The sequence below is a fragment of the uncultured Brachyspira sp. genome, from assembly GCF_944390595.1.
Lineage (GTDB): Bacteria > Spirochaetota > Brachyspiria > Brachyspirales > Brachyspiraceae > Brachyspira.
In genome coordinates this window covers 1-3,157 of the sequence record NZ_CALXRN010000196.1, presented here as the reverse complement: position 1 = coordinate 3,157, position 3,157 = coordinate 1, and the positions used below count along the sequence as shown (strand labels likewise).

The 3,157-nt window shown below is 30.4% G+C and carries 3 protein-coding genes; all 3 read left to right on the top strand.

Annotated features, from left to right (window positions below; genetic code table 11):
• The first annotated feature begins 369 nt into the window (after positions 1–369).
• Complete coding sequence (gene yajC / locus Q0J90_RS11835) at positions 370–801, top strand: preprotein translocase subunit YajC (RefSeq protein ID WP_297278105.1); 432 nt, start codon at positions 370–372, stop codon at positions 799–801.
• 37 nt (positions 802–838) lie between these two features.
• The gene (secD, locus tag Q0J90_RS11830; RefSeq protein WP_297278104.1) at positions 839–2,350 is read left to right on the top strand and encodes a protein translocase subunit SecD; all 1,512 of its coding nucleotides are present in this window, start codon (positions 839–841) and stop codon (positions 2,348–2,350) included.
• Positions 2,351–2,373: 23 nt separating this feature from the next.
• Positions 2,374–3,157 (top strand): protein translocase subunit SecF (gene secF / locus Q0J90_RS11825; protein WP_297278103.1); only part of this gene is annotated, 784 nt, incomplete at its 3' end.

Sequence of the window (3,157 nt, the reverse complement as noted above, 5' to 3'; positions counted from 1 at the left end):
TATATTGTTTAATAAAAATTATGAGTGTCTTTTAAGTTTGCTTATAATATAGTTTTAGCAGGCAATTTTTATATATTGTTTAATAAAAATTATGAGTGTCTTTTAAGTTTGTTTATAATATAGTTTTAGCAGGCAATTTTTATATATTGCTTAATAAAAATTGAGAGCGTATTGTAAGTTTACTTACAATACTGTTTTAGCGAACAATTTTTATATATATTTTAATAAAAATTGTGAGCGTATTGTAAGTTTACTTACAATACTGTTTTAGCGAACAATTTTTATATATAATAGTTGACATAAGTATAAATTATTGATAATATGATGTACTATCAAAAGAAATCTAAAAAATTAAGAGGTAATTAAAGAATGTTCACAGCTACATTATATGCACAAGGAGCAGCACAAGGTCAGGCAGGCAATCCGTTAGTATCAATAGGTATGATGGTAGCAATATTTGCCATATTTTATTTTTTATTGATAAGACCGCAAAAACAACAGCAAAAAAAATTAGCACAAAGTATAGCAGAATTGAAAAAAGGCGATAAAATAATAATAGCAGGCGGAATAGTAGCTGAATATGTTTCTGATAAAGAAGGCGGAAGAGTGGCAATAGTAAAATTAGGAGAGAATACTAAAATAGAAATAATAAAATCTTCTATATCTGCAGTAGTTACAGAAGATATGCTTAACCCTCCTAAAAAAGAAGAGAAGAAAAAAGATGATAAAAAAGCTATAGAAGATAAGAATCAAATAAAAGAAGAATTAGAAAAAGCTCAGGCAGAAGATAAAAAAGAATAAATAATATATAAAAATTAATAAATAGGAAAATAATAATATGAGTCATAATTTAAGACTGGCATTCATCATTATAGGACTTGGTGTAATGGCTTGGTTTATTACTCCTACAGTAAGATGGTATTTTTTAACATCTGAAGATAAGAAAGAAGAAAGCAATATGTCTTTAGATGAGATGATAGCTAAAGGATATACTAAGGAACAAATAGATAGTGTTCAATCTCTTAAGCGTTTAAGAAGCGAATCTGTGAATATGGGTTTAGATCTACAAGGCGGTATAAGAATTGTTTTACAGGCTGATTTTGAAGAGTATGCTGCAAGACTTGAAAGAAATGTTTCATCTCTGACAGCTGAAGAAAAGAATGATGCTATGGACAGACTTATAGCAAGACTTAGAGGAAGAATAGACCAATTCGGTGTCAGTGAAGTAGGAATAAGAAAGCAGGGTGAGGACAGAGTAGTTGTTGAACTTCCTGGAGTAAGAGACCCGGACAGAATAAAAAGCGTGGTATTAAGTCAGGGAGCTTTAACATTTAATTTGGTAGATGAAGAGGCTACAGCAGCTTTAACTACTAATGATATGCTTATGGGAGTATTTACTAATACTGCTAAAGTTCCTGAATATGGAAAACAGCTTTATTTCTACAGTGAAAAAGACGATTTCGGCAGAAGAGTAAGAGGAGCACCGGTAATTGTTAATAAAGATCCTTCTCTTGAAGGAAGTTCTTTAATTAATGCTCAGGTAGGAGGCGGAGAATTCGGAGAAGTTACCGTTGAGTTTGAGCTTAATAGCGAAGGAGCTACTCAATTTGCTGAAGTTACTGCTCAGAATGTTAATAGAATGCTTGCCATTGTATTGGATGATAAAGTTATAAGTGCACCTAATATCAATCAGGAGATTAGAGGCGGAAGAGGAGTAATTACTGGAAGATTTACTTTAGAAGAAGCTCAGGATTTAGCTAGAATATTAAAAGAGGGAGCTTTGCCTCTTAATGTTAGTATTGTAGAAGAAGAGGTTGTAGGACAGTCCATAGGAGCTGACTCTGTTAAAGCGGGAGCAACTGCACTTCTTATGGCTGCTATTTTAGTTGCTGTATTTATGATTGCTCTATACAGAGTTTCAGGAGTTTTAGCTACTATTGCTATGCTTGTAAACGTAGTGCTTATCATAGCAGTATTATCACCATTAAGATTTACTTTAACTTTGCCTGGTATAGCAGGACTTATTCTTACTATAGGTATGGCTGTAGATGCTAACGTTATTATTTTTGAACGTATTAAAGATGAATTAAAAATAAAATCTAATGTTGCTGATGCTATTATATCCGGTTATGACAGAGCATTTGCTACTATATTTGACTCTAACATAACTACTATAATTGTAGCTTTAATACTTTGGATATTCGGAAGCGGTCCTGTACAAGGTTTTGCTATTACCTTATTCTTTGGTATTTTAATAAACCTATTTACTGCTGTATTTATTACTAGATATATTTATGAAGAGATAATACGTACTAAGATAGTAAAGAAAGCAGGGTTCTTCTTTATATAATATAAATTGATTGGGATTTTATAATGAGTGAAGATATTAAAAAAGAAAATAAAGAAAATAATGATTTAACAAAAAATAAAATACCTTTTGTTAAATTCATGCCTATTGCTGCTGTTATATCATCTATACTTTTTATAGCTTCTATAGGTTTATTTGTAAGTAAATTAAACAGCAACAGTTTTAATATGGGTATTGACTTTGCAGGCGGTGTTGAGTTAAAGGTTCAAATAGATAATCCGGAAGTTATAAATATTGCTGATATAAGAGCTTTATATAATAATTTCGGTTCTGAAACAGTTAATATACAGGAGCTTGAGGGAGATCAGAATATCAATGCTTTTCTCTTAAGATTCAGAGGTTCTAATGAAGAATCAGACAGAGCTATGAAAGTTCTTTATGATAAATATACTCAGGATAAAGTTAAACTAATAGGAAGCAATATCATAAGCGGTGTTGTATCTGCTGATAATTTGAAATTGGCTTTCATACTTATAATTGTTTCTTGGGTTATTATTATGATATATATTACCATAAGATTCAATTACAGATATGCTTTTCCTGCTATAATAACTCTTATACATAATGTTGTTATAGTGTTTGGAATACTTCTTTTCTTAAATAAAGAGTTTTCAGTTTTGGTTCTTTCTTCAATGCTTACTTTGATAGGTTATACTATTAACGACATAATAGTAGTATTTGATAGAATAAGAGAAAATTCTGATGTTAAAAGACCATTTAAAGAGATTGTTAATGTAAGTTTGAATAATGTTGTTGGAAGAACTATTATTACTGGTGTTTCTACTCTTC

Bases quoted from the DNA above. Each gene is read 5' to 3' on its own strand.
- yajC (WP_297278105.1), top strand. From the start codon at position 370: ATGTTCACAGCTACATTATATGCACAAGGAGCAGCACAAGGTCAGGCA.
- secD (WP_297278104.1), top strand. From the start codon at position 839: ATGAGTCATAATTTAAGACTGGCATTCATCATTATAGGACTTGGTGTA.